We start from the raw sequence: 25,094 nt of genomic DNA, 5'->3' as shown, positions 1-25,094 counted from the left end.
CCGTGTGTGCAAATGATCTGCTCCGTCTGAATAGGGGCAGATCTTCACGCCTTCCTTGTGCGGACCGATTTGTTGTCGTTGACCGGTCTTACAGCCCAGAAACGATAGAGAGGGGTCTTTTCCTTCATCTCATTGTAGAGGCCAATGAGTTTTCCAAGACAGACGCCCTGCGCAGCATAGGCTACCAGCAGACCCGTCGCCGACAGCAGCAGCGACGATGATACGGCTCCCAGAATCGCAATAAGAGTACCTGTCCAGAACACGAGATACAGGATCGTGATCCTCTGATTCACATCCGCCGGAATCGGGATGAGTATCCTGTTCAGCCAGATCCGTTCTCCGAAGCTCGCCCTTTGAGCCCAGTTATCCTTCTGATTTCTGCCGGAAAATATGCTTGGCAGTTTGAAAAGAAACAGCAGGACGCTTGCAAGCAGGATCATCGAAAAGACGCCGCCAACGACAAGCTTGGCCCAGATCGCTGCCGACAACAGGGCTGGTGCGAAAATTTTCGCGTAAGTCGATACGGATCCGACCGGACCGGCTGCACGACTTTTCAACAGCAGCAAAGGCGTATTGACACCTGACGCGTCGTTTTGCGTGACATGAGCTTTGGGCAGGTGGTGTCGTTGTGTGATTTGCATGATCAGGTTTGCGCTAACGGGTATCGTTCGATCATACCCGTGCAGGGCAGACATTGGCAAATGTATACTGCTGATCTGGCCGGTAAGAAATATTTGAATCAACCTACGGGAAGTGTCGGAGGGATCAGTAATTAGATTGGCGTAATTCAGTACTTTTAGAACTTTGGCGGAGATTGACGGGGTCCAAAACTGAGTCGCCCTTGAATATAGAAAAATAAATGTGAACTCGACGTAATTTCGAGTTGTATTAAGGGTTGATTAGCTTGAGATTGGCCAAAATAGATTGTTTTTCGTTGATCGTTTGAAGAAAATCGAGTCGGGGCATGATCTCAAAATGGGGCGGGGCTGCTGGGGATGACCGCAAGGTTGAAAATGAATCGTCCCTGGCTGAAGAGCTTGCCCGCCTGAACAAGTCGAAAAACCTTCAAAAGGACGACGAACTTTCAATCAGCAGTGAGTGGCTGCAGACCTTGGTGAATCAGGTCTCGGACTTCATTTTCGTGAAAGACAGGCAGTTTCGCTTCGTGATGGCGAACCGGCAGGTTGCCCGGGAATTCGGAATTGAGGATCCGGCCGAACTTATCGGCAAAACCGATATCGATTTGCACCCGTTGAAGGCCGGAATGAGATTTCAGGCTGTCGAGGCGGAGATCATTGCCACGGGTGAACCAAAGATCGATTTTGAGGAGTTTTCCTTTCTGTCGAACGGAAAGCGAAGATGGGTGTCCTCCTCGAAATATCCGGTACTGGGGCAGCAAAACGAAGTTGTCGGGATTGTCGGCATTTCCCGTGACATTACGGAACGCAAGAAAGCCGAGCTTCTCCAGGAAGGACAGAACAAGGTCCTGCAGGAGATCGTTACGGGAAAATCATTAAACGACGTTCTGGAAACGCTTGTTCTAACGATTGAAAATCAGCTCGACGGAGTGATGGGGTCGGTCATGCTGGTCGATGAGGTCGGCGCCTGCTTGAGATCCGCGGTTGCTCCTAATTTGCCCAAGGACTTTTTCGAAGGGGCTGACGGGATACCCATCGGACCGAAAGTCGGATCTTGCGGTACAGCGGTCTTCAGACGTGAAAATGTCTTTGTTGACAATATTCTGGAAGACGAACTCTGGGAGGACTATCGGGAATTCGTTGCACAGTTTGACATGCGCTCTTGCTGGTCGGTTCCGTTTTTCGGCAAGGACGGGAAGGTTCTTGGGACCTTCGGGCTATACACAATGGAAGTTCGTGAGCCGACGGAGCATGAGCGAAATCTGGCAATGGAAGCCGCGCGCCTTGCTTCAATTGCCGTCGAACGGGACAGGGCAGAAAGCCGGATTAGATATCTCGCTCATCATGACGTGCTGACAGGTTTGCCGAACCGACAGGAATTTAAGTCCAAACTGGAGGAAAAGGTTGAGATCTGCAGGCAGACAGGTGATCCGGTCGCGGTGGTGTTTGTCGATCTGGACAATTTCAAGTTCGTCAATGACAGCTTCGGTCATGCAATCGGCGATCGGGTCCTGACCATCGTTGCAGAACGTCTCATGACTGTTCACGACGGCGACCATCTGGCAATTCGCTTCGGAGGAGACGAGTTTGTTCTGATCGTTGACGGCGAAGCCGCTTGCGAGGCGAATCTCGCGAAATTCATGACGCGCGTGCGTGAAGAAATCACCCAGACAATTCACATTGGTGATTTTTGCTTTCACGTCACGTGCAGCATCGGGGCCGCGCGTTTTCCCGAAGATGCAACAGACGCAGGTCAGCTTTTGAAGAATGCTGACAAGGCCATGTTTGAAGCCAAATCCTCGGGCAGGGACGGTTTCAAGGTTTTTGACCAGGCAAGGCCGGAAAGGTCCGTCAACAAACTGACCCTTCTGGAGGAAATGCGGTCGGGTATCGAAAATGGCGAGTTTTTCCTCGAGTACCAGCCGCAGTACAATCTTGTAAGTGGCCGCATTATTGGCGCCGAGGCGCTGGCACGCTGGAACCATCCTGTTCTTGGAAGAATGATGCCGGGAGAGTTCATCACGCTCGCGGAGGAAAGCGGCCTGATCGTACCACTCGGTCGTTGGGTTGTTCACGAAGCATGCCGGCAAAACAAGGAATGGCAGGATGCCGGACTTTCCCCCGTTACCATTGGCGTCAATGTTTCCGCCAGGCAGTTCAGGGACACGACGCTGGTCACGGATGTTCGCGGTGCGCTCCAGCAGACCGGTCTTCCTGCAAACTTTCTGGAGCTGGAGCTGACCGAAAGCCTGTTGATCCAAAATGCCGATCAGGCTGTTGAGCTGATGGATGAATTCCGCCGGATCGGTGTAAAGCTGGCCATAGATGATTTTGGAACAGGGTATTCCAGTCTGGCTGCCCTAAAGAATTTCCCTTTGACGCGCCTGAAGATTGATCAGAGCTTCATCCGCGATCTGGATTTTGGCGAAAGTGATCGATCAATCGCGCGCGCCATCATTTCGCTTGGCCGTGAGCTTGGCTTGAACGTGGTGGCTGAGGGAGTGGAGACTGCAAAGCAACAGGCGTTTCTGGCCAGTTGTCGGTGCGAGACGGTTCAGGGATTTCATTTCGGCCGTCCGATGAAGGCTGAAAAACTCGGAAAACTCCTGGGAATGACGCTCACGCCGCTGGCGGCTCATTTCGGGTAGCCGATACTGGCAGCACTTCTTGAAACTCGATGCTCACCGAACGGTCTTGGTCGACTGCCCGGTGAGTAGCACGGACGTCTGATTTCCTAGACTTTCTTCATCACATAGGAACCTGGAGCGTCTTCCAGAATTTTCACGCGATTGGCCCCGGGCTTGCGCGCCTTGGCCATCGAGCCATCCTGGGAGCGGATCCATTGATCCCAGTAGGGCCACCAGGAACCAGGATGCTCTTCAGCCTTCTTCAGCCAGTTCTCAAGTGAGCCTTTTGGCTCTCCGCCGGTCCAGAACTGATATTTGTTCCTCGCTGGCGGATTTACGACGCCTGCAATATGACCTGATCCGGCCAACACATATTCGACCAGTCCGCCAAAACATCCAGACCCGAGAAAGACCGACTTCGGCGGAGCAATATGGTCTTCACGCGTCGCCAGATTGAAAATGGGGATGGTGGATTCGGAAAGGTCGAGCGTCTCTCCGGCAATTTCCATTTCGCCTTTGGAGAGCTTGTTGTCGAGGTAGCAATTCCGCAAATAGAAAGAATGGTTTGCAGCCGGCATGCGGGTGGAATCGGAATTCCAGTAAAGCAGATCGAACGGGAAGGGGTCCTGGCCCTTGAGGTAATTGTTGACCACGTAAGACCAGATCAGATCGTTCGACCGTAGCATGTTGAACGCGGAGGACATCTTCGAGCCGTCCAGATATCCGTGCTCGGCCATGCGCTTTTCGAGAGTGGAAATCTGCTCTTCGTCGACGAAAACCTTCAGGTCGCCGGCGAAGGTGAAGTCGACCTGTGTGGTGAAAAACGTGGCCGACTTGATGCGATCGTCGCCCATACGGGCCATATAGGCGAGCGTAACCGCCAGAAGTGTGCCACCGACACAATAGCCGATGGCGTTGACCTCGCTCTGCCGGGTGGCGCGCTTGATCACATCGAGGGTGTTGAGAATGCCCTCTTTCATATAATGCTCGAAGCTCTTCTGGGCCTGCCTTTCATCCGGATTGACCCAGGAGATCACGAAGACCGTGTGCCCCTGGTCAACGCACCATTTGATGAAGGATTTCTCCGGATTGAGGTCCAGGATGTAGAATTTGTTGATCCAGGGCGGGACGATCAGGAGCGGCCTTTTGAGAACTTCGGTCGTGGTCGGCGTATATTGAATGACCTGACAGACATCATTCTGCGCAATCACCTTGCCGGGTGTGTTGCCAAGATTTTCACCGAGCTTGAATTTCGAGGGATCCGTTTGCCGGATCTTGAGTTCGCCCTTACCGGTTTTCAGGTCTTCGACAAGATGCTGCATGCCCTTGACGAGATTCTCGCCGTTGCTTTCCATTGTCAGGCGCAGCAGTTCAGGATTGGTCAGAACGAAATTGGACGGTGAAACGGCATTGGAAATCTGGGTGACGTAAAATTCGGCCTTGTGACGGGTATGTTCATCCAGCCCCTGAGCATCGTGGACCATATCTTCGGCCCATTTGCTGGTGATCAGGTAAAGTTGCTTGATGAAGTCGAAGAACTGATTGTCTTCCCAATCCGGGTCGGCGAAACGCTTGTCTCGTGGCGGTGTTTCGACCGCTGGCTCTGCATGCTCGCCCATCATGCGCTTCAGCGACGAGTTCCACAGGTCGATATATCCGCTCCACAATCTGGACTGAGCCTCGACGGCTCGCTGGGGATCGGAGGCCCAGTATTCGCCGACTTGCGCGAGTGTCTTTACCACACCGGTGAGTTCGTCGGTGGTGTCGTCCTTGATCTTGCCCTGTTCGCGCGGCTCGATATAGGCAGCCATCGCCTTGCCAGCTTGTTCCAGGGTTTTTGCCAGGTTCTGGGCAAAAGCCTCCGGATTGTTGATTATGTACTGCAACATCGGATGCTGGCGGTCATCAGCCATAGGCGGGCGTCCCTCCGGTTTCTAGCCCCTTCCGGCCCGAGCGAGGCCTGAAAGTGTCAGTCTTTCAACAGCGTTATCTTGTTCTATTTTCGCTGCTATTTTGAACTACCAGCTATTTATGACACAACGTTCAAGCTCCGTCGATTGGCATTTAGGCAAGGCTGATATGCACTGACGGAAGTTTCTTTGAGATCTGTTGAAACCTGATTGCAGGCTTCCGTTCCGATGCCAATTCCCACCAATTGATCGTTCGGCAAAAGGTCGGTCCAAACTTGAAGCAGTGTAACCTTGTGGTTGAAGATGGATGCAGTCGCAAGTCTCTGCCGTGCTGTCACGTTCGGCAAAGCAACGTTCAACATGCGTGAATGAACTTTTGAGACAAATCCCGATTAAACGTGTTGTACTGAAGAGCGGAAAAGGAATCAGTTTCGAGCAATCTTGATCAGATTGTCTGCCGGAGCGAAATGAACAAGCTGGGGAAGGGCTGTTTGAGCGTCATGGGCAAAGTAAAGGCAATATTGAGTGCCGTCGTTCTTGCATCAGGTTTGGCAGCATGTGCCGTTGGTCCCGGAACACCGCTTGTCGATGCCCTGAAGTCAGACCGCGGTCCAAACAGCGGGAACGTTCCGGCACCCAAGGGATATGGTGCTTATATTAACGCAGGGGAATCAAGTGGTTTGGTCAATCCAGACGAACGTGAGGCAACCGAAAAGTACCTGGAATCTTTGACGCAGCAGTAATTTCGGCGGCGAAATTTGAAAATGATTTCGACAGTATCATAGGGCGAACAATAGCTATCAACTGAAAATAGCAACCGTTGAAGTATAAGTATTCTTTTACGTCTCAACCCTTATCTTTGTATGGGTAAGGGGCTGGGTTCTATATTTTATGACACTTGATACTCCGACGTTGTTTACATGTCTGATGATCGCAGAGCTCGCTGGAAGCGCCGTGCTGCTGTTGTTCTTCCTGTTCTGGAAACCGCGTGGGGGAGCGTGCTCGCAAAGTTTGCTGCTATGGGCCTCCGGTCTGTTTTGCATTGGTTGTGGGACAGCCTTGCTGGCCATGCGCGGCGAGATCTCCGATACTCTCAGCATCATTGTGGCGAACGTCTTCGTAGTTGCTGGCGTGGGGCTTCGACGTAGCGGTTTGGCAACGTTCTTGAAGACGCCGAGTTATCCGTGGTTGATTGTCATTCCAGCAGCAGCCTGGACCGTTCTTTGTTTCTATTCTCCGTTTCGCGAAAGCCTGATCGCTCGGGTCAATTACCTTTATTTCTTCTTCTTGTTGAACGGTCTCTGGATTGTTTGGATGGCCTTTCGCGAGAATCGCGAAAAACTTCTGTCCGTGAAATTGCTCGGACTATCGATGTTGCTCGAATGCTGCGCCTTCGTCTGGTTTACGCTCAATCAGAACCTGCATGACTTCCCGACATTTCTTTCTGCCTTCCCGGAAAATTTCATGACCATCTATCTGGTCACACTTTTGTTTTCCAACATCATGACCATCGTTCTGCCGGCCTGCATGGTCATTGAACGGAATCTGCAGCGTTTCAAGGAGCAGGCTTTGCAGGACCCGCTGACCGGTTTGCCAAACCGGCGAGCGTTTCTGGATGATGCGGAAGCCTGGGTTTCCCGGAATAGTGCCGAGAAGAAAACTTACAGTATCATTGCTCTGGAGCTGGATGGCTTTGACACGGTCAGAGACACTTTCGGCAATGCGATGGGCGATGCGGTGTTGCAACTCTTCGGTCGCGTTCTCAAAGACAGCGTTGGTGAAACGGCCGTTCTGGGGCGAATTGTAGGTGAACAGTTTGTGGTGTTTTTGCCGAAGAGCGATAGGGAATTTGCCGCCCTGACAGCTCAACGGATTTGCAGGAAGTTTGGTGTTGCCTGTCAGGAAGCATCGGAAGGCAAGCTGCTGGTTACTGCCAGTGTGGGGCTCTTGACAACGCACACAGGCGTTGGACTGGACAGAGCCGTAGAAGTTGCAGACCGCGGTCTCTCGCAGGCAAAGCAACAAGGACGTGCGCAAGTCGTTGCTATGGATCTGTCGCCGGGAGGCGGGGCAGTCAAAAATCCGGGCAAGGCAGGATTTTCTTTCCTTAGAAAGAAAGTTGCCTAAGCTGATGCGCGCTTACTTGTTTGCGTGTGAGGCGGTATACAAAGTCATCTGAGAGTATTAGAGCAAAACGAAAGCTCTTTGAGGGGGAGGCAAATTGCTCGACGCAAAAACACTATTTGCGTGTTTGATGGTTGCCGAACTGGCGGGTGGCGCAATTCTCGCCTTTTTGTTCCTTTTCTGGAAGCACCCGAATGCCGGAACAAGATGGTCGACCGGTCTTTGGAGTATGGCTTACATAATCGGGGGGACAGGAACCTTCCTCCTGGGGCTTCGCGGAACTTTGCCTGACGAGGTCACGCTTGTACTCGCCAATTTTCTGATTTTGTTCGGAACCGGGCTTCGCCGTAGCGCAATTGCTTCTTTCTTTGACGCTCCAAGGCGGATTTGGATCGCGGTAGCCGTTGGCGGGCTCTGGCTTTTGCTGTGTCTGGTTCCGCAATTCAGGAACAGCCTCATCGCGCGTGTGAATTTCAATGAGGCGATGATGGTGCTGCTGGTTGCCTGGACCATATGGCTTTCCATCAGGCTGAATGGCGAAAAGCTATACACACCCGTTATTTACACGATCAGTTCAGCTTTCGAGTGCTGTGCATATGCTGGTATGGCGCTCTATTTCAGTGTTTCGTCTTATCCGGACTATCTGACTTCGTTTCGGTCTTTTGGCCTGCCGTATCTTCTGCTTGCGGTTCTCGTTTCGATGGTTCTTTCGATGATCAGTGTCGTTGCGATGATTATCGAGCGATCACTGCTAAAATATCAGCAACAGGCACTGGAAGACGCTTTAACCGGTTTGCCAAATAGACGAGCATTCCTTCAACAATCGGAAACAATGAAAGGCAAGTTGGCCAACGGGGCGCAGTTTGCGGTCATCGTCTTCGACCTTGAAGAGGTGAAGTCGATCAAGCAGACATTCGGCCGCGCCATGGGCGATGCGATTTTGAAACTCTTTGGCTCTGTTTGCCGTGAAGCAGCAACACCAAACAGGATCCCGGGCCGGTTAAGCGATGAAGAGTATGCCTTGTTCTGTTGCGGGGCCGAAGCTGAGGAAATGGAAACCCTGGCCAACCGCCTGATGCGCCGATTCTCCGTGAGCTGTCACGAGGCCGCGGGTGGAAAACTCAAACCCGAAGTCAGTACGGGCATTGTCTTGGCGAACTCAGAACATACCGTGGAAAGGGTTTTGGAGATCGCGGATCGGGCGGTACGCCATGCCAAGAACGATGCAAATACCAAGGTCAAAATTTTCAGGCTGGATGAAAATGACCGGGCGCAACCAACCGAGATCAGAGGGTATGCGCGTCTGACGCCTGGCCACGTCTCGGTATAAATCGATTGAATTGCGGGACCTTCAAGCCTCTCGGCTTTCCCCTGGAAACTTGTTCTAAAAAACTTCCCATTTTTAGGTGGCTAGTGACGTAAAGACGGGTGTGCATTTTTTTCGTTGCTGCTAAAAGGACCCCGCCGCGCTCGCTTCGCCTGGTGAGAATTGCGGCAGGTTTTGTCAATTCACAAGGATCCGCGCCATGGAGGAATTCCATAAGATCAAACGGCTGCCGCCGTATGTGTTTGAACAAGTGAACCGCCTGAAGGCGAAGGCGCGCGCGGCCGGGGCGGACATTATTGATCTGGGGATGGGCAATCCCGACCTTCCGACGCCAAAGCACATTGTCGATAAGCTGACGGAAGTGGTTCAGGATCCTCGTACGCACAGGTATTCGGCTTCAAAGGGAATTCAGGGCCTTCGCAAGGCGCAAGCCGCATACTACGGGCGCCGGTTCGGTGTGAAGCTTGACCCTGACACGCAGGTGATCGCCACCCTTGGTTCCAAGGAAGGCTTTGCCAACATGGCCCAGGCAATTTCAGCGCCTGGTGATGTCATCCTGAGCCCAAATCCGAGCTATCCGATCCACACCTTCGGTTTTCTGATGGCCGGTGCTTCGATCCGGAACATTCCGGCAGAGCCTGGGACTGCCTTCTTCGATGCGCTGGAAAGGGCGGTGATCCATTCCGTACCGAAACCGATTGCCATCATCTTGTGCTATCCGGCGAACCCTACCGCCTATTGCGCCGACCTTGATTTCTACAAGGACGTCGTCGCATTTGCGCGCAAGCACAACATCTTCATCCTTTCCGATCTTGCTTATTCCGAGATCTATTTTGGTGACACGCCGCCACCTTCCGTTCTGCAGGTTCCCGGTGCGATGGGCGTCACGGTTGAGTTCACGTCTTTGTCCAAGACGTTTTCAATGCCGGGGTGGCGCATGGGATTTGCGGTCGGCAACGAGCGACTTGTCTCGGCGCTTTCAAGGGTCAAGTCATATCTGGATTATGGAGCCTTCACGCCCATTCAGGTTGCCGCAACCGCTGCATTGAACGGACCGGAAGACTGCATTGCCGAAACCCGCGACGTTTACAAGAAACGTCGGGACGTCGTCGTGGACAGTTTTGGTCGGGCCGGTTGGGAGATTCCTGCTCCGGACGCCAGCATGTTCTGCTGGGCGCCTATTCCTGAAAAATTCCGGTCTCTGGGCAGCCTTGAATATTCAAAGTTGCTGCTTGAGCGGGCAGAAGTCGCGGTTGCACCCGGGATCGGGTTTGGTGAGCACGGCGACGAGTATGTGCGCATCGGGCTGGTGGAAAATGAACAAAGACTTCGGCAGGCAGCGAGAAATATCCGCCGCTTCCTTGAAACTGCAGATCAAAAGCTGCACAACGTCATCCCGCTCGAGAAATCTGGCTGAATAGAACTGGACCTTATTCCCAATGTCTGAAGCATTGAAAGTTGGCATCGCTGGACTGGGCACCGTTGGTGCATCGGTTGTGCAGCTTTTGGCGAAACACGGCGAGCAGATTGCTCGGAAATCCGGACGTGCTGTCACGGTGACAGCCGTCAGTGCGCGCGATCAATCCAGGGATCGTGGTTTCGACGTTGCAGCTTTTGATTGGTACACGGATCCGGTTGAACTGGCTGAAAAGGCTGATATCGACATCTTTGTCGAACTGATCGGTGGAGACAACGGTGCTGCTGAAGACAGCGTGAGAGCTGCACTGGCGCGCGGCGTACACGTTGTCACGGCGAACAAGGCCTTGTTGGCCAAACATGGTGTTGATCTGGCAGGGTTGGCGGAAGCAAACAACGCTTGCCTGAATTACGAAGCTGCGGTCGCGGGCGGAATTCCAATCGTCAAGACATTGCGGGAATCCATGGCTGGCAACGATATCAGCCGCGTCTATGGCATCCTCAATGGAACCTGCAATTATATCCTGACACGCATGGAAGCAGACGGCATCGGCTTCGAGGAGTGCCTTGCTGATGCACAGCGCCTCGGCTATGCCGAAGCCGATCCGACTTTCGATATCGAAGGAAACGATACAGCCCACAAACTTGCCATTTTGACGAGCCTTGCCTTCGGCACGAAGATCTCGAGCGACGATATCTATATGGAAGGCATTACTTCCATTACGACAGCCGACATTCAGGCAGCTGACGAACTCGGCTTCCGGCTCAAGCTGCTGGGCGTTGCGCAGCGCACTGAAACTGGCATCGAGCAGCGCGTGCATCCCACGATGGTCCCGAAAACCTCGGCGATTGCCCGGATAGACGGTGTGCTTAATGCCGTAGCGGTCGATGGCGACTATGTTGGCGAAGTGGTTCTGGTTGGCCCTGGAGCCGGAGGGGATGCAACGGCTTCCTCCGTCGTTGCCGATATTGCCGACATTGCACGAGGCGACGAAACCCCGGTTCTGGGAATGCCGGCGGCAGACCTCAAGGACTACCAGCGTGCCCGTATGCGGTTGCATGAAGGCGGCTATTACATTCGCCTTTCCGTTTACGACCGGCCGGGCGCCTTCGCGGAAATCGCACACTGCATGGGTGAAGCCGGAATTTCGTTGGAATCGATCGTTCAGAAACGGCATGCAGATGGTGAAGCCCCGACCCGGTATGACGAGGCCGTTCCCCAACCTGTCATCTTGATCACCTACGAAACCACCGAGGTTGCGATCAAGGAAGCACTTGAAGTGATCATGTCCAAAGGCGTTGTCTCCGAACAACCGCAAATGATCCGGATTGAAAAACTGAATTGACGAACAATTACCCGCCGAGGCCTCTTGCGGGAGAGACTGGAGATGTTGATGTCCGAAACTGAAAATCAGCCGGCAAGCGGCTTGGACCGCATTCTGACGCTCGAGCTGGCCCGTGTCGCCGAAAGAGCTGCGGTTTCTGCCGCACGGCTGCGCGGCCACGGTGATGAAATGGCGGCGGATCAGGCAGCTGTGGACGCAATGCGGCGCGAGTTGAACCGCTTGCCGATTGACGGAACGGTTGTGATCGGTGAAGGCGAGCGCGACGAGGCGCCGATGCTTTACATCGGCGAAAACGTCGGCACCAAGCAGGGACCGAAGGTCGACATTGCGCTCGATCCCCTTGAAGGCACTACCATCTGCGCCAAGAACCTGCCTAACTCGCTTGCGGTTATTGCCTTGGCGCCCGAAGGAGATCTTCTGAACGCACCCGACAGCTACATGGACAAGATCGCCATTGGTCCGGGTTATCCGGCAGGTTTGATCGATCTGGACGCGCCGATTGCCGATAACATTGCGGCCGTCGCCAAGGAAAAAGGCGTGAAGGTGCACGAAGTCACGGCTTGTGTGCTGGACCGTCCGCGTCACGCCCGTCTGATCGAAGACATCCGTGCAACGGGGGCTGCCATCCGTCTCATCGGCGACGGTGACGTTGCAGGTGTCATTCACACGACCGACCCGGACGAAACCGGAATCGATATTTATGCCGGTATCGGCGGCGCGCCTGAAGGCGTTCTTGCAGCTGCCGCACTGCGTTGCATCGGTGGACAGATGCAGTCTCGTCTCGTGATCACCCGCGATGAGCAGGTCGATCGAGCGCATCGCATGGGCATTGAGGACATCAAGAAGAAATACACACTTGAGGAAATGGCCGGACCGGACGTACTGTTTGCGGCAACCGGTGTTACCGATGGCAACTTCCTGCAAGGTGTCCGCTTCGGACGCAATCATATCACAACGCATACCGTGGTCATGCGTTCCTCCACCGGAACGGTCCGTTACATCAAGGCCCAGCACACGGATCTTGAAAAATTCCATCTCGACTAAGACGGGACTGAATGCTCGGGACCTCAGACGAAGAAGAGAGGCGGCTCGTACTGGGAGTCGCCCGTTCCGCAAACGACAATGCCTGGCGGGAACGCCTGAGTGCAGCCGACGCGCGCGCTGCATTGGCTATTTCCCAATCGCACGGCCTGCCCGACGTCCTTGCAAGGGTGATGGCCGCACGCGGTGTTGCGCCCGATCTGGCCCAGGAGTTCCTGGAGCCTTCCCTCAAGACCCTGATGCCGGATCCCTCCGGTCTGGTCGACATGGATGCAGCAGTCAGCCGTATTGCCGATGCTGTTCAAGCCGGCAGGAAGATTGCGATCTTCGGTGACTATGATGTCGACGGCGCGACGTCTTCAGCCGTATTGGCTAAATATCTTCAGTGGCTTGGCCTCGATCCTGTTATCCATATTCCTGATCGGATCATTGAAGGATATGGTCCCAACGGACCGGCGATAGAACATCTCCGGCATGGTGGGGCGGACCTTCTCGTCACGCTCGACTGCGGCAGCACATCGTTCGAAGCATTCGAAACAGCCAGGCGCCTCGACCTTGATGTGGTTGTCATAGATCACCACCAGGTTGGCGAAACGCTTCCCGAAGTATGTGCTCTGGTGAACCCCAATCGTCAGGACGACCTGTCCGGTCAGGGGCACCTGGCGGCGGTCGGTGTAACTTTCCTGTTTCTTGTCGGTTTGAACAGGGAGTTGCGGCGAAGGGGACACTTTCAGGCCGGAAAACAACCGGATCTGATGGCCTTACTCGATCTGGTGGCACTTGGGACCGTGTGCGACGTCGTCCCGTTGCAGGGGCTCAATCGTGCGTATGTCACGCGCGGTCTGGTTGTAATGCATCAGCGGCGAAACTACGGATTGACCGCCCTGGCGGATGTGGCAAGGGTGAGTGGAAAACCGGTTCCTTATCATCTGGGGTTTCTGATCGGACCGCGTATCAATGCCGGCGGTAGGATTGGGGACGCAGCTCTTGGCGCTCGACTACTGACAACCGAAGATCCGTTTGAAGCCCGGTCGATTGCGGAACGGCTCGACCAGCTGAATGCGGAACGTCAGGCAATGGAAGCGGCTATGCTGGAACAGGCGGGCGCGGAGGCTGTCATTGCTTTGGAAGTCCGGGACCCGGCGGTACTTCTTACAGGATCGGATGATTGGCACCCTGGCATTGTCGGTCTTATCGCCTCACGGCTGAAGGATGCCCATCGGCGCCCGGCGTTCGCGATTGCCTATGACCAGAACGGCAAGGGAACAGGTTCCGGCCGCTCGATTTCAGGTGTCGACCTAGGTAAAGCTGTGCGTCAGGCTGTCGAAAACGGTCTTCTTGAAAAAGGTGGTGGTCATGCCATGGCGGCAGGCCTAACCGTGCAGCGAGAGAAGGCGGCTGATCTGGAGGTCTTCTTCAACGAAACTCTCAAAGAAGACGTGGAAACGGCGACAGCTCATAGGGAATTGAAAATAGATGCTGCGTTGACGGCGACCGGTGCGACGCTTGATCTGCTTGAACGTCTGGAAAAGGCGGGGCCATATGGCGCCGGACATTCCGAGCCGGTATTTGCCTTTCCTGCGCACAGGGTCTCCTTTGCGGATGTGGTTGGAAAAGGCCATGTGCGCGCAACACTGGCATCCGGTGATGGCACGACCCTGAAAGCCATTTGTTTCAAGGGCGATGACAAGCCCCATGGGCAAATGCTTCTCGAGGGGCGGGGACGAAACTTGCATGTTGCCGGATCGCTCTCCATCGATACCTGGCAGGGAACACCCAAGGTTCAGTTGCGTATTCTGGATGTTGCCGACCCGCAAAAGACCAAGCTGTAGGTCCCGGCTGCCACACTCGATTAACCAAACTCTAATCGTCTTCATCTAGCCTTTGTCCGATCGAAGGAATCGTGAGGGATTGGAATGCGTGCTCAGAATGAGCTCTCGCCATATTTTGCGGAAATTGAACGCAGGACCGACAATGCGTTGAAGGGAATCCGTGAAGTTCGTCGTTCAGCAAAGATGACCGCACTACCCAAAGAACCGAAAACCGAAGCTGTCGGGACTGCCTTTTTGGTGGTTTTGGCTGCTTTTGTCGGACTGTTCATCGATTGATCTGACGGCTCCTTTCGGGCTTGATCTTTTCTGAAAATCTCATTTATGTCTTGCGCTTACCTTTGCTGAAACTGGCGTGGCGCAATGACGGATTATCAAATCGCTCTCTGGTCTTTCAATCTCGGACGCGCACCGGTTTCGGTGACCGCTCTTGCTGATCAGATTGAAGAGGGCATAAAAAGCGCTGCCAATCGCGGTGCAAGACTTCTGCAGCTTCCAGAATACCTGATTGAATGTTGTCTTGCCTTCAAACCGGAGGGTTTGCAACCTGATCAGGAAATGAGTTTTCTTGCCGACGTCGGTCGGGACCTGCTTGAACGACTGGCGCCCTTGCCGGAAAAATATGGTGTCTCTCTGCTCGCCGGTACGATGCCGGTCAGGACGGATATTGGCATTACCAATACAGCCGTCCTGCTGACGGCCGATGGGCGTGACATTCGCCAGGACAAACTCAGCCTGACCCCCTTTGAACAGAGCGCTGACACTTGGCGGCTGACACCGGGCGACAAGCTTCGTGTCTTTGAACTCGATGGCCTGAAGATGGCGATCCTGATCTGTCTTGACGTGGAGATGCCCGCGCTGAGCAGCTTATTGGCCAGGCAGGACGTCGACTTGCTGCTTGTACCTTCGATGACTGAAAAGCTCTCCGGATATCATCGCGTTTACGGATGCGCGAAAGCCAGAGCGGTCGAGTTGATGTGCGCGGTTGCAGTTTGTGGAACGGTTGGGACCTCGAAGGGAACAACACAGAACGATACCAACGTTTCCGGAGCCGCGCTTTATCTGCCGTGCGAAGAGGAGTTCGGGTTTACCGGAGTGGGAGCGGATCTTCTACCGACCGACGGATCAAATCGTGAGGAACCGTTTTTGTTTGCTTCTGTTCCGTTGCTGCAATTGAGGAAACTCAAGGAAGGAAATGCAGAAGTCTGGCCAGGTGCCTGGACGGCGGATCACGTCTCCATAGCCGTGGAATAAGAACATTGTGATGTCTTTAAATCATACATAAATGTGCACAAAGTGCACTTTTTACTGGACGGTGTTCCTAGAACCTCTTATATAGCCGCCTAACTAAAGTATTAGGTGTGGAGATGGGATTCGCTAGGTCGGTACACTTTCAGGATGTCTCGTGGTTGCGGGGACTGGGTGGCTTGTTTATCAAGCCGGCCAGACTGCAAATTGCGGCGTTGTGTTATCGGCCTGGTAAGAACGAGCCTGAGATACTTCTGGTGTCCACCCGTGATACGGGACGCTGGATTCTCCCCAAAGGATGGCCGGAAAAGGACAAGCCCGCATTCGAAACGGCGTCCATCGAGGCTTATGAAGAAGCAGGCGTTGTTGGCGAAACTGATCCCAAGGCAATCGGAAGCTTCCGATCTTTCAAGGGATTGTCCAATGGTTTGAAAATTCGAACCAAGGTGGTCGTCTTCAAGATCAGCTTTGAGAAGCAATTGAAGAAGTTTCCGGAAATGGGTCAGAGGAAATGTGCATGGCTGCCCTTGTCCGAAGCCGCAGAACTTGTGGATGAAAACACGTTGAGGCGCTTCCTGCATCGTCATCGCTCAAGTCTCGTATAAGCCAGCCTGACAAAGGTTGAACATGAATCGACACTGACGCGTCAGTGTCGTTCGCTTGTGCGATCCATTGTTAATAGTCATCAACCCAGGTTCTTCGATACTGCTGACGGGTGCAGCAAACCCGAGGAACGAAAGAGGCAAGCTGCGTGCTGACAAACAAGGACTTGAAATCCAAGGCCCTGGACAAGGATCTCGACAAAATCGGGTTCGTCAGCGATGCAGCCGAAGCCATGGGCCGCAGACTGAGCGGACCCGGGCTTGCGATCATTTTTCTTGTGCTTTGCGCGGCGGTGGCTGCGACCCAGGTAATGTCCTCGGGCATTTCCGATGCACTCCTGTTGATCGCGGCCGGTGTGATTGCAGGCTACATGGCCCTGAACATTGGTGCGAATGACGTCGCCAACAATGTCAGCCCGGCTGTTGGTGCACGGGTCGTCAGCCTGACCGGGGCGCTGATCATCGCCGCAATTTGCGAAAGTGCGGGCGCACTGCTTGCCGGCAGGGACGTCGTGACGACCATATCCGGCAATATTCTCAGTCCCAGCGACGTTCCTGACAATTTTTCCTTCATGCTGGCCATGATTACGGCAATGGCCGCCTCTGCGCTCTGGATCAATTTTGCGACGATCGTCGGGGCTCCGGTTTCAACCACGCATTCCATCATCGGTGGGGTTGTTGGCGCGGGTATAGCGGTGAGTGGTTTTTCGGCAATCAACTGGACGACAATCTCCACGATTGCGGCAACCTGGGTTGTCTCTCCCGTCCTGGGGGGATTGGTGGCAGCCATGGTGATGGCCTTCATCAATGCCAGACTGATCTACACAAAGAACAAGTTGGATGCCGCCCGGTTCTGGCTTCCCGTGCTCCTGGGAGTTTTGGCGGCGACCTTCACCGCTTACGTGCTGATCAAGACTAGTGACCTGTTCTGGGATCTTCCCGGTTGGGCGGCTTTGCTCGTGTCTCTGGCGACAGGTGTCTTGGTCTGGTGGATCTACGGAAACGTTGTGTCAGCTCAGACCGTTGTACTGGAGAACAATTCCAGATCGCTTCGGCAACTGTTTGCCATTCCGCTCATGGTGAGCGCGGCATTTCTGTCGTTTGCCCATGGTGCGAATGATGTCGCAAATGCAATCGGCCCCCTTGCGGCAATCGTGCTCAGCCAATCAAACGACATTACCGACCTCAGTTTCTGGTTCATGGGAAGTCTGAACCCGGAGGTGCCGATCTGGGTGAGTGCAGTGGGAGCATTTGGCATTTCGGCGGGATTGTTGTTGTTTGGGCGTCGTCTCGTGACCGTTGTCGGCAAACAGATCACAAAACTGAGCCCGGTCCGCGCGTTTTGTATCACCCTTGCAACAGCTGCAACGGTGTTGACGGCATCCGGGTTCGGATTGCCGGTTTCTTCCACTCACATCGCAGTCGGGGCTGTCTTTGGTGTCGGATTTTACCGGGAATGGCACCGCAACCGCTTTGTCTCCGAAGGTGGGCAGCTCAAACCACGAAAGATGCTCAGAAATCGTGAAGAACGCAGACGGCGTTTGCTCGTGCGGCGTGCGAACTTTGTGACCATTATTGCCGCATGGGTCGTCACCGTTCCGGCGAGCGCACTCTTTGCGGCACTCATTTACAACATCCTCAGTATCGTTCTTTCCTGAGGTGAGCAAAGAGTGCAACGGTTCGATTGTTAGATTTGCCGAGGCTGGAAACATAGCCGGAAAATATTTTTGGCTATTTTGACCAGCGCGGTTGACCTTTCAGGTCGATGATATATGGCAGGCGCCGTCAAGTACCTGCCATTCCTTGCAGCCAGGTCTGCAAGTCGAATGCTGACCAGCGAAACAGCAATGCAAAATCTCAAGAAACCTACCCTCGACAAGGACCTCATCAAGTTCAGTTCGATGGAAGAGGCCGCAGGCTCGATAAGCCGTGGCTTAATCGCTCCGGGTATCGCTCTCATATTTATAGTGATCTGCGCAGTGGCAGCCGGCGCTTCCATGTCGGGCACGCCGGGCGGTGTCCTGATCGTCGCCGCAGCTGCAATCGGCGCCTATATGGCGCTGAACATCGGTGCCAACGATGTCGCCAATAATGTTGGACCCGCAGTCGGATCGCGGGCCATGACCCTGGTGACAGCTCTTATCATCGCCGCAGTGTTCGAGAGTGCAGGAGCGTTGATCGCCGGTGGTGATGTCGTTGGAACGATCTCCAAAGGTATTATCGACCCGGCGGCGGTTTCCAATGCCAATGTGTTCATGTCCGCGATGATGGCGGCGCTTGTCGCTTCGGCTCTCTGGATCAATCTTGCAACGTGGATCGGCGCTCCGGTTTCAACGACCCATTCGATCGTGGGCGGCGTCATGGGTGCGGGCATCGCTGCTGCAGGATTTAATGCCGTCAGCTGGACGACGATGGGCAGCATTGCGGCAAGCTGGGTCATTTCCCCATTTCTCGGCGGGATCATAGCGGCAGTCTTTCTTGCCTTCATCAAGGTCTTCATCATCTACCAGGACGACAAGATCGCAGCGGCCCGCCGGTGGGTTCCGGTTCTTATCGGGGTCATGGCGGGAGCTTTTTCCAGCTATCTTGCCCTCAAGGGGCTGAAAAAGATCATGAAAATCGACATGCCACTCTCGTTGCTGATTGGCGCGGCAGTGGGGTTTGTTGTCTGGTTTCTTGTTCGCCCCGTCATCCGGCGCCAGTCGGAAGGTCTGGAGAACCGAAACCAGTCCCTGCGTATCCTGTTTTCGGTTCCGCTTGTTTGTTCGGCTGCCTTGCTCTCATTTGCTCACGGAGCGAACGATGTCGCCAATGCCGTTGGGCCTCTGGCGGCAATCGTGCATACTGCCGAGCTCGGAGATGTTGCAGCAAAGGTCAGCATCCCGCTTTGGGTCATGGCGGTCGGTGCCTTTGGTATCTCATTCGGCCTCCTGCTCTTTGGCCCCAAGCTTATCAACATGGTCGGTCAGCAGATCACGAAACTCAATCCGATGCGTGCATACTGTGTATCACTGTCAGCGGCGATTACCGTTATCATTGCGTCTGGACTGGGACTACCGGTCAGCTCAACGCATATTGCGGTTGGAGCCGTGTTCGGCGTCGGGTTTTTCCGTGAGTGGTATACCGAGCATTCGTCCCGCCGGCTGGATTACGTGAACAAGCGCCAGGCGAGCGGCCAAACGAAGCTCCGTCCGGTGAAAAACAGGGAAGAGCAGGCACGCCGTCACCTCGTACGCAGAGCCCACTTCATGACAATCATCGCGGCCTGGATCATCACTGTTCCGGCTGCAGCGGTGCTCTCGGCTGCCCTTTTCTTCGTGATTTCGAAAATGATCTTCTGATCTGATACAAGCAAGGACGCTCAGCCCGGAAGGTGACCGGACGGGTCGAGCGTCAAATGCGCCCAGACAGGCAGGTGGTCGGACGCCACCCGGGCTGTCTTGGATTTATGGACACCGGCCTGCCGAACGGTGAATTCAGGGCTTGTGATGATCCTGTCCAGACTGCCGACGGGCAGGGGGCTTGGAAAGCTGCGGCCTGGCGTGGTCACCTCATAGCGTTCCTCGAACAGCTTCAGGCTGTCAGCAGAATTTCGCCACTCGTTAAGGTCTCCGATCAGAACCGTTGGCAGATAATCAAGATGTTCATGCAGTTGATGCATGAGGGATGAAATCTGCTTTTTGCGGAAATGACCGACAAGGCTGAGATGCATCGCTGCAACGCGTATCTTTTCGCCTGCAATTGAAAGATCCACTGCAACGGCCCCGCGTGGCTCGAGGGTTGGCAGGTCAATCCGTCGATGACTGAGGATCTCGATGTCACTGCGAACCAGGATTGCGTTGCCATGCCAGCCCAGGCTTCTCTCGCGCGTGGCGAACGGAACCGGCCTATAGTCGGTCTGAGACAAGATGCTTTCGCGGTTCAAGGAGCTTTCCCGAGGACCGAATCTTCTGTCCGCCTCTTGCAGTGCCAGCACATCGCAATTGAGCTCCTGGATCACTTTCAAGGTCCGGTCGGGGCGGCGGCGTGCGTCAACGCCAATTGCCTTCTGAATGTTGTAAGAACCGATTTTTAGCATAATCAGGAAATTGTCGTGGTTTGGCGTGGTTTTGCAAGAGCGAGAGCAGCGCGCGCAAAAAATTGATCTATCGCCAGCCTCAATCGCGCAAAGAAACGCAGATGCAGGATGACTTGCACTGCTTAGCGTAACTGCCATAATTCCATAAGCGAAAGAGGAAGCAATCCAATGGTAATCGCTTGCTCAATGCAGATCCTGGGCAAGTGCCGGTCCATGATGCCGGCAATGATACAGTTTGTGCTCGCGGTTGCTGCTGTTGCCTTGACTATGCAGTCACCCGCTAGAGCCTGCTCTCTCGCGCTCGTGCTTGCTGTAGATGTCTCGGCCAGCATCAGCGAGGACGAATACGATTTGCAGCAACGCGGCATCGCGACGGCGCTGCAAGATGAAGATGTTGTACAAGCAATTGAGACTGTTGGCGGTATTTGGCTTCACAGTTTTGAATGGAGCGGCAGATATCAGCAGAACACTTTGCTGAATTGGCGCTTTCTCTCGGACGAGAAAAGCATCAGAGCAGCGGCAGATGAAATTTCAGGAAATACTCGCGACAGCAGGGAATTTCTGACTGCGCTGGGTCACGCGCTTGCCCACGCCTCCAAGGTGCTCGATGGTGCTCCGGCGGTATGCGACAGGCAGGTTATCGATGTTTCGGCAGACGGTATTAACAACGAAGGCTATGACCCTCACGCTGCATACTTTGCCAATGATTTTGCGGATGTGACCGTGAACGCACTGGTCATCCGCAAAGAAGAGCGGACCTATACTTACTTTGAAAACAAGGTCATCAGGGGGCCTGGCGCTTTCATCCAGGCGATGAACAGCTACGAGGACTACACCGAGGCGATGATCCGCAAACTCCTGCGGGAAATTCTTGGGCTACGATATGCTGAGCACCGGTAGTGACCACGTCCGAACCAGGTTTGAAATCCCGATGAAAGGTGATCGGTAGCGGAATGACTTTGCAGGGTGTTGTCTCCCTGCAAAGTCGTGAGCGTGTCCGAAGCGGATTGGCCAGAGCGACCTCAGGCAGCTTCCAGTTCTCGAGCCGATTGCACCAGCAGACCTGCAACATAATCCATGAAGGAAACCCAGGCCTCGACCACAAAAGTGTCAGGTCCTGTACGCCAGATCATGACCGGAGACTTGTGAAACACCGTACGCGTAACATTTCCGACCGGAAATGCCTCGACGGAGAGGTCGATGAAGATACCGGTGTTGAGCAGCCAGACAGCCTTTTCCCCGCTGACGATGATCGCTTCCGAGCGCTCCGAAACGTCAACAAGTGCGTGCGGGGTCTCGGAAAGTTTGTTTTCGATGCCGTCAAAGACGGATTTGAGCTCGTCCTCGGGGGCCAACAGTGTCCACTCATCAGGCCCCATCCACAGAGCGGCGCGCTTGTCGGCAGTCTCTGATGCCAGCGGTATTACCGGAAGAGCAGCGCCAAATGCGGCGCCCGCATCCTTGAGCGCAACTTCGCGCGCTCTGAAGGACAAGCGAGTAATTGGTGTTGCCTTCAGGATCGAGACGTTGCTGAGGTTCAGGAGGGGGTTCTCGCCCGCATCCGGAGTAATCAGGTCGCTTGCCAGAAGATCAGACATTGATCCGCGCTCCTTCCTTGTCATAGAACACCGTACCGGTCACTTCGACCGGAATGCTGCCATCTGGCATGGGGACGTAAAGTGTCTTGCCTTCCAGCGCGTGGCCGTTCTTCACCATTGCCAGCGCTATGGTCCGGTCCAGCGCGGGGCTGTAATAAGACGACGTCACATGCCCTTCTGCAGGCGTACCTGTTGCCGGGTTTTGAGCAGTCGTGATCTGTGCGCCTTCCTCAAGTTTGACTTTCGGATCCTTGGTCAGCAGACCGACGAACTGCGGACGGTTGTCTGCTTTCAGGTCGGACCGTTCCAGACCGCGTTTGCCGACGAAGTCGAGCTTCTTCTTGCCGATCGCCCATGTCATGCCTGCGTCCTGAGGTGTCACGGTACCATCGGTGTCTTGGCCGACGATGATGTAACCCTTCTCGGCACGCAGCACGTGCATGGACTCGGTGCCGTAGGTGGTGCCGTTGTGTTTCTCGATTTCCTTTGCCAGCGTCTCCCACATCATCTTGCCGTGGCGACGGGGGACGTTGATTTCGAAACCGAGTTCCCCGGTAAAGGAGATCCGGAACAAGCGGCATGGAACACCGCAGAAGGTGCCTTCCTTGACGCTCATGTGCGGGAAGGCATCAGCGGAAAGGTCGATACCCTCGATGAACGGAGCGATTACTTCCCGCGCCTTGGGTCCTTGTACGGCAGCAACAGCATACTGTTCGGTGGTGGAGGTGATCCACACATCAAGATCCGGCCATTCCGTCTGCAGGTAGTCTTCCATTGTGGAGAAGACACTCGGCGCGCCACCTGTTGTTGTTGTCACGTGGAAGCGGTCTTCCGCAAGGCGGCCGATGACCCCATCATCGGTGATGTAGCCGGCATCATTGAGCAGCAAGCCGTAGCGGCAGCGACCCGGCGCCAGTTTCTTCCAGGGGTTGGTGTACATCCGCTCCAGAAACTCGGCTGCATCCGGTCCGACAACCTCGATTTTGCCGAGAGTGGAGGCGTCGAAGAGACCGACACTTTCGCGTACCACTTTGCACTCGCGTGCGACCGCAGCATGCATGTCTTCACCGTCCTTGGGGAAGTACCATGTGCGTTTCCACTGGCCGACATCTTCAAAAACGCCGCCCTGTTCAACGACCCAGTCATGCGAAGGTGTCTTGCGGACGGGGTCGAAAAAGTCACCACGCGAAATGCCCGCAAAGAGGCCGAACGTTGTCGGGGTATAGGGCAGGCGGAAGGTGGTCAGACCAACATCGACCATCGGCCGTTCAAGCGCGCCAGATGCAATCTGCAACGCGTTCATGTTCGACAGGCGGCCCTGATCGGTTGCCATGCCTGTTGTCGTGTAGCGCTTGATGTGTTCGATAGACTGCATGCCTTCGCGAACCGCCAGCTTGACGTCTTTCGCGGTGACATCGTTCTGATAGTCAACCCAGGCTCTGACCTTGGATGCGTTGCGGTCGTGAGGGATCGCTCCGAGCGTTCCGCCATTTCCGGCCTCGCCGCCAGTTGCCTGCGCGTATGTGACCTTTGCGGACTTTCCTGTCGCCGCTTTTGCAGCTTCTTCGCCAGCTGCATAGCCGTTCTCCAGGCTTGCCTGAAGACCGTAAAGGCCCTTCGCCGCACCGACAGACCGTTCGTTCTGAACGGACTTGCCAGGTACATAGGCACCTTTTTCTGCGTCCCAGACCACTTTGCCGCGAGACTGCGAATAGAGACTGACGGTTGGGGTCCAACCACCTGACATCAGCAGTGCATCACAGGCGATCTGGCCGGCCGAGGCGACCTGTCCGGAGGTCATCATACGGCCGAGAAGGGCTGCCTTGACGCGCTTGCGTCCCAAGGTGCCGGTGACAACACAACCGGTTTCCACCCGGATACCGCGAGCCTTGGCGATCGAGATCAGGCTTTCAGGCGGATTCTCGCGCATATCTGCGATAGCAGCGACTTCAACACCATGATCGGCGAGGTCGAAGGCGACTTGCCAGGCGGTATCGCAGGCCGTCGCCACAAGAACCTTGTGACCCACCTTGACGCCATATCGATTGAGGTAGGTGCGCCCCGCTTCGGCAAGCATGATGCCAGGGCGATCGTTTTCAGGGAACACCATCGGGCGTTCGATCGCGCCGGTCGCAATCACCACTTCCTTGGCGCGTACCTGCCAAAGACGTTCACGCGGCAGCTTCGGATCAGGATTGGAGACGTGTTCCGTAACCCGTTCGGCGAGCGCGATAAAGTTGTGCGCGAAGTAACCGAATGCTGTCGTGCGGTTCAGCAGGGTGACATTGTCCATCGCACGGAGCTTGGCGATGCCTTCCGCCGCCCAGTCTGCTGGATCCTTGCCGTCGATGCTGGCGCTTGTTTCGCTCAGCAGCGAGCCGCCGAACTCGGCTTGCTCGTCACACAAGATGACCTTCGCACCTGTTTCGGCCGCGGCAAGAGCGGCAGCCAGGCCGGACGGACCGGAACCGGCAACCAGAACATCACACAACGTGTAGATGTTGCCGTAGTGGTCATGGTCCGGGTTCTTTGGAGGCTTGCCAAGACCTGCAGCTGCACGGATGACCGGTTCGTAAACCTTGTCCCAGAAGGATTTCGGCCACATGAAGGTCTTGTAATAGAACCCAGCCGGGAAAAACGGCGAGAGCCAGTCATTGACTGCACCTACATCGAAGCCAAGCGATGGAAACCGGTTCTGCGAGATGGACTGCAGTCCCTGGTACAGTTCGACCTGGGTCGCGCGAAGGTTCGGGGTCTGGTCACCGTTTCGATAGATTCCGACGAGTGCGTTCGGCTCTTCGGAACCCGCGGTGACAATGCCGCGCGGACGGTGATACTTGAACGAGCGTCCAACGAGATGCACGCCGTTGGCAAGAAGCGCAGAGGCGAGGGTATCGCCCTTGTGGCCCTGCATTTGCTCCCCGTCGAAGGTGAAGGAAAGCTGTTGACCGCGGTCGATCCGGCCGCCTTTTTCAGTACGGAATGGCTGGCTCATTTGCCGGCCTCCTTAGCAATCGCTTCAAGATCCGGCATAGGTTCTCCGGCCTTGTAGAATTTCAGGAATTTGTCGCTCACGGTATCGCGCACTGCATTGAAGAAACGTCCACAGCCGTTGTTGTGGCGCCAGCGTTCCGCCGTGAGGCCTTTCGGATTGTTGCGCATGTAGAGGAATTCCACCCAATCCTCGTCGCTGGCCTTGCTTGGGTCGGCCGGGCGCGCGATGTGGGCTTCGCCTCCGCAGTGAAATTCGGTTTCTGCCCGCTCAACCTGGCAGTAAGGGCAATAAATCAGCAGCATGTCGATGATCTCC

Annotated in this window: 19 protein-coding genes; 13 read left to right on the top strand and 6 right to left on the bottom strand. The window is 54.9% G+C overall.

The annotated features are described in order from the left end of the window. Positions 1–44: 44 nt before the first annotated feature. Positions 45–641: a DUF6653 family protein gene (locus tag ABLQ08_RS16825; protein ID WP_352944324.1), complete on the bottom strand. Its 597-nt coding sequence runs from the start codon at positions 639–641 to the stop codon at positions 45–47. A gap of 323 nt (positions 642–964) precedes the next feature. Between ABLQ08_RS16825 and ABLQ08_RS16820 the strand changes: the two genes are divergently transcribed. Continuing rightward, entirely contained in the window at positions 965–3,286 is a 2,322-nt protein-coding gene (locus ABLQ08_RS16820) for a sensor domain-containing protein (RefSeq protein ID WP_352944322.1), read from the top strand. 86 nt (positions 3,287–3,372) lie between these two features. Here ABLQ08_RS16820 and ABLQ08_RS16815 read toward each other — a convergent pair whose 3' ends face one another. Next, entirely contained in the window at positions 3,373–5,178 is a 1,806-nt protein-coding gene (locus ABLQ08_RS16815; RefSeq protein WP_352944320.1) for a PHA/PHB synthase family protein, read from the bottom strand. Positions 5,179–6,066: 888 nt separating this feature from the next. Here ABLQ08_RS16815 and ABLQ08_RS16810 point away from each other — a divergent pair. The 11 genes from ABLQ08_RS16810 to ABLQ08_RS16760 all read left to right on the top strand — a co-directional run bounded on the left by ABLQ08_RS16810 (position 6,067) and on the right by ABLQ08_RS16760 (position 19,449). Then, a complete protein-coding gene (locus ABLQ08_RS16810; RefSeq protein ID WP_352944318.1) occupies positions 6,067–7,302 on the top strand; it encodes a GGDEF domain-containing protein in 1,236 nt (411 codons plus the stop codon). A 94-nt stretch (positions 7,303–7,396) separates the two neighbouring features. Beyond that, positions 7,397–8,629, top strand: a complete 1,233-nt coding sequence (locus tag ABLQ08_RS16805) for a GGDEF domain-containing protein (protein WP_352944317.1) — start codon at positions 7,397–7,399, stop codon at positions 8,627–8,629. A gap of 196 nt (positions 8,630–8,825) precedes the next feature. Next, positions 8,826–10,043, top strand: coding sequence for an LL-diaminopimelate aminotransferase (locus ABLQ08_RS16800; protein ID WP_352944315.1), 1,218 nt, complete (start codon positions 8,826–8,828; stop codon positions 10,041–10,043). 22 nt (positions 10,044–10,065) lie between these two features. Further along, positions 10,066–11,388: a homoserine dehydrogenase gene (locus ABLQ08_RS16795; RefSeq protein WP_352944313.1), complete on the top strand. Its 1,323-nt coding sequence runs from the start codon at positions 10,066–10,068 to the stop codon at positions 11,386–11,388. Positions 11,389–11,436: 48 nt separating this feature from the next. Beyond that, complete coding sequence (glpX, locus tag ABLQ08_RS16790; protein ID WP_352944311.1) at positions 11,437–12,432, top strand: class II fructose-bisphosphatase; 996 nt, start codon at positions 11,437–11,439, stop codon at positions 12,430–12,432. A gap of 11 nt (positions 12,433–12,443) precedes the next feature. Further along, on the top strand, positions 12,444–14,261 hold the full coding sequence (recJ, locus tag ABLQ08_RS16785; protein WP_352944309.1) for a single-stranded-DNA-specific exonuclease RecJ: 1,818 nt from the start codon (positions 12,444–12,446) through the stop codon (positions 14,259–14,261). A gap of 84 nt (positions 14,262–14,345) precedes the next feature. Beyond that, a complete protein-coding gene (locus ABLQ08_RS16780) occupies positions 14,346–14,537 on the top strand; it encodes a hypothetical protein (protein WP_352944307.1) in 192 nt (63 codons plus the stop codon). A gap of 84 nt (positions 14,538–14,621) precedes the next feature. After that, on the top strand, positions 14,622–15,512 hold the full coding sequence (locus tag ABLQ08_RS16775; RefSeq protein ID WP_352944305.1) for a nitrilase-related carbon-nitrogen hydrolase: 891 nt from the start codon (positions 14,622–14,624) through the stop codon (positions 15,510–15,512). A gap of 113 nt (positions 15,513–15,625) precedes the next feature. After that, a complete protein-coding gene (locus tag ABLQ08_RS16770) occupies positions 15,626–16,111 on the top strand; it encodes an NUDIX hydrolase (RefSeq protein ID WP_352944304.1) in 486 nt (161 codons plus the stop codon). A 146-nt stretch (positions 16,112–16,257) separates the two neighbouring features. Then, complete coding sequence (locus tag ABLQ08_RS16765) at positions 16,258–17,766, top strand: inorganic phosphate transporter (RefSeq protein ID WP_352944302.1); 1,509 nt, start codon at positions 16,258–16,260, stop codon at positions 17,764–17,766. Positions 17,767–17,955: 189 nt separating this feature from the next. Then, positions 17,956–19,449: an inorganic phosphate transporter gene (locus ABLQ08_RS16760; protein ID WP_352944437.1), complete on the top strand. Its 1,494-nt coding sequence runs from the start codon at positions 17,956–17,958 to the stop codon at positions 19,447–19,449. A 20-nt stretch (positions 19,450–19,469) separates the two neighbouring features. On the opposite strand, the gene ABLQ08_RS16755 is transcribed toward ABLQ08_RS16760, so the two are convergent. After that, entirely contained in the window at positions 19,470–20,186 is a 717-nt protein-coding gene (locus ABLQ08_RS16755) for an endonuclease/exonuclease/phosphatase family protein (protein ID WP_352944300.1), read from the bottom strand. Between the two features lie 213 nt (positions 20,187–20,399). Here ABLQ08_RS16755 and ABLQ08_RS16750 point away from each other — a divergent pair, with 213 nt between their 5' ends. Then, on the top strand, positions 20,400–21,086 hold the full coding sequence (locus tag ABLQ08_RS16750; RefSeq protein WP_352944298.1) for a DUF1194 domain-containing protein: 687 nt from the start codon (positions 20,400–20,402) through the stop codon (positions 21,084–21,086). A 122-nt stretch (positions 21,087–21,208) separates the two neighbouring features. On the opposite strand, the gene ABLQ08_RS16745 is transcribed toward ABLQ08_RS16750, so the two are convergent. From ABLQ08_RS16745 to ABLQ08_RS16735, 3 genes are read right to left on the bottom strand one after another with little or no spacing between them, the layout of a single operon-like run. Then, positions 21,209–21,784 carry a sarcosine oxidase subunit gamma gene (locus ABLQ08_RS16745; RefSeq protein ID WP_352944296.1) on the bottom strand — a complete coding sequence of 192 codons (576 nt, stop codon included), beginning with the start codon at positions 21,782–21,784 and terminating at the stop codon, positions 21,209–21,211. Next, entirely contained in the window at positions 21,777–24,779 is a 3,003-nt protein-coding gene (locus ABLQ08_RS16740) for a sarcosine oxidase subunit alpha family protein (protein ID WP_352944294.1), read from the bottom strand. Before ABLQ08_RS16740 ends, ABLQ08_RS16745 begins: the two co-directional genes overlap by 8 nt. After that, on the bottom strand, positions 24,776–25,081 hold the full coding sequence (locus ABLQ08_RS16735) for a sarcosine oxidase subunit delta (RefSeq protein ID WP_352944292.1): 306 nt from the start codon (positions 25,079–25,081) through the stop codon (positions 24,776–24,778). The genes ABLQ08_RS16740 and ABLQ08_RS16735 overlap by 4 nt, the downstream gene beginning before the upstream one ends. Positions 25,082–25,094: the final 13 nt, after the last annotated feature.

The organism is Roseibium sp. SCP14 (genome assembly GCF_040329475.1).
In the GTDB taxonomy this organism is placed as follows: Bacteria; Pseudomonadota; Alphaproteobacteria; order Rhizobiales; family Stappiaceae; genus Roseibium.
Note: the sequence above shows the minus strand (reverse complement) of the source record. Positions and strands in the feature narration are given on the sequence as shown.

Bases quoted from the DNA above. Each gene is read 5' to 3' on its own strand.
- ABLQ08_RS16825 (WP_352944324.1), bottom strand. From the start codon at position 641: ATGCAAATCACACAACGACACCACCTGCCCAAAGCTCATGTCACGCAA.
- ABLQ08_RS16820 (WP_352944322.1), top strand. From the start codon at position 965: ATGATCTCAAAATGGGGCGGGGCTGCTGGGGATGACCGCAAGGTTGAA.
- ABLQ08_RS16815 (WP_352944320.1), bottom strand. From the start codon at position 5,178: ATGGCTGATGACCGCCAGCATCCGATGTTGCAGTACATAATCAACAAT.
- ABLQ08_RS16810 (WP_352944318.1), top strand. From the start codon at position 6,067: ATGACACTTGATACTCCGACGTTGTTTACATGTCTGATGATCGCAGAG.
- ABLQ08_RS16800 (WP_352944315.1), top strand. From the start codon at position 8,826: ATGGAGGAATTCCATAAGATCAAACGGCTGCCGCCGTATGTGTTTGAA.
- ABLQ08_RS16795 (WP_352944313.1), top strand. From the start codon at position 10,066: ATGTCTGAAGCATTGAAAGTTGGCATCGCTGGACTGGGCACCGTTGGT.
- glpX (WP_352944311.1), top strand. From the start codon at position 11,437: ATGTCCGAAACTGAAAATCAGCCGGCAAGCGGCTTGGACCGCATTCTG.
- recJ (WP_352944309.1), top strand. From the start codon at position 12,444: ATGCTCGGGACCTCAGACGAAGAAGAGAGGCGGCTCGTACTGGGAGTC.
- ABLQ08_RS16780 (WP_352944307.1), top strand. From the start codon at position 14,346: ATGCGTGCTCAGAATGAGCTCTCGCCATATTTTGCGGAAATTGAACGC.
- ABLQ08_RS16775 (WP_352944305.1), top strand. From the start codon at position 14,622: ATGACGGATTATCAAATCGCTCTCTGGTCTTTCAATCTCGGACGCGCA.
- ABLQ08_RS16770 (WP_352944304.1), top strand. From the start codon at position 15,626: ATGGGATTCGCTAGGTCGGTACACTTTCAGGATGTCTCGTGGTTGCGG.
- ABLQ08_RS16760 (WP_352944437.1), top strand. From the start codon at position 17,956: ATGCAAAATCTCAAGAAACCTACCCTCGACAAGGACCTCATCAAGTTC.
- ABLQ08_RS16755 (WP_352944300.1), bottom strand. From the start codon at position 20,186: ATGCTAAAAATCGGTTCTTACAACATTCAGAAGGCAATTGGCGTTGAC.
- ABLQ08_RS16750 (WP_352944298.1), top strand. From the start codon at position 20,400: ATGATGCCGGCAATGATACAGTTTGTGCTCGCGGTTGCTGCTGTTGCC.
- ABLQ08_RS16745 (WP_352944296.1), bottom strand. From the start codon at position 21,784: ATGTCTGATCTTCTGGCAAGCGACCTGATTACTCCGGATGCGGGCGAG.
- ABLQ08_RS16740 (WP_352944294.1), bottom strand. From the start codon at position 24,779: ATGAGCCAGCCATTCCGTACTGAAAAAGGCGGCCGGATCGACCGCGGT.
- ABLQ08_RS16735 (WP_352944292.1), bottom strand. From the start codon at position 25,081: ATGCTGCTGATTTATTGCCCTTACTGCCAGGTTGAGCGGGCAGAAACC.